Annotated in this window: 2 protein-coding genes; one reads left to right on the top strand and one right to left on the bottom strand. The window is 69.4% G+C overall.

Annotated elements, in window-relative coordinates; genetic code table 11:
- Positions 1 to 824: prephenate dehydrogenase/arogenate dehydrogenase family protein (locus Q8Q85_11015; protein MDP3774783.1), on the top strand; the 824-nt coding region annotated here is incomplete at its 5' end.
- A 4-nt stretch (positions 825 to 828) separates the two neighbouring features.
- Here Q8Q85_11015 and Q8Q85_11010 read toward each other — a convergent pair.
- Positions 829 to 1308, bottom strand: a 480-nt coding sequence (locus tag Q8Q85_11010) for a hypothetical protein (protein ID MDP3774782.1), incomplete at its 5' end; no start/stop codon positions are given.

Genomic DNA, 1308 nt, shown 5'->3' with positions numbered 1-1308 from the left:
GTGAACGGGCACTGCGCATCCTCATCGTCGGCGGCGCGGGGAAGATGGGCCGCTGGCTCGGCCGGTTCTTCGCCGGCCAGGGGCACGACGTGACGACGCTGGACCCTGCAGGACCCGTGCCCGGCTTCACCGCGGTTACGGACCTCGGGGTCGCGGTGCGGAACGCCGACGTCGTGTTGATCGCCGCGCCGCTCGCACCGGGCAAGGGCGCTCTGGAGGAGGTGCTGGCCCTCGAGCCAGCCGCGCTCGTCGCGGACATCTTCAGCCTCAAGAGCCACGTCCTCGACCTGCTGCACGGCGCTGCCGCGCGCGGCCTTCGCGTGGCGAGCCTGCACCCGCTCTTCGGCCCGAGCGTGCGCACGTTGAGCGGGCGCGTGATGGCGGTGTGCGACTGCGGGAACGCGACCGCCGCGGACCAGGCGGCCGCGCTCTTTGCCGATACGGCGCTCACCATCACCCGTCTGCCGGTCACCGAGCACGACGCGTTCATGCAATACGTCCTCGGCCTCAGCCATCTCACGGCGATCCTGTTCGCCACCACGCTGACCAGGAGCGGCCGCTCGTTCGGCGACCTGGCCGCGATGGCGAGCACGACCTTCTACAAGGAGGCGCGCACGGCCGCCGAGGTGGCGCGGGAGAATCCGTATCTCTACTTCGAGATCCAGAATCTCAATCGCCATTCGGCCGAGTTGTTCGCGCTGGTGAAGGAAAGCCTCGCGACGGTGGAGGCCGCCGCGCTGGGCGAGCGCCCGGAGAAGTTCGTCGAGTTGATGGAGAAGGCGCGGGTGTACTTCCCGGATACGCTGCCGGCCGAGCTGGGGTAGCGAGCTACCGGACGATGAGATCCTCGTCGACCAGGAGTTGGCCCACCAGATTCCGGAGCGCCACCGCCCAGGCGAGGGGATGGCCCGGCAGGTCTTGGCGACGTTCGTCCGTGAGGACCGCCCGAACGTACGGCGTGGTGAGCGGCGGAGAAACGTCCAGAAGCGACAGCACGCGACCGGGAACCCTCGCGACGATCCCCTCTGCGCCAACCCGCAGGACGCGGCCGTCGACCGTCAGAAGCGCGCCGGTGACGTGCAACACGTTGACGGGCGAGTCTCCCTCGCCAAGGCGACTCATCGGCATGGTGTAGCCGGTGCCCAACTCCAGGTTCCTCGGCAAGAGCGGCAGGAACTGACGCGCGTAGTACCGGCTCGTGCCGATCGCGATGGCGAGCACGTGTGTCACACCCTCTCGGGCCGCTAGTACGCGCAAGCTGTCACGCCACCGGCGGGACGGCCCCGCGGCGCCCACGACCATCGTCAG

It is taken from the genome of Gemmatimonadales bacterium, from assembly GCA_030697825.1.
GTDB lineage: Bacteria > Gemmatimonadota > Gemmatimonadetes > Gemmatimonadales > JACORV01 > JACORV01.
The sequence above is the reverse complement of the archived record's forward strand: the minus strand, read 5'-3'. Positions and strand labels throughout refer to the sequence as shown.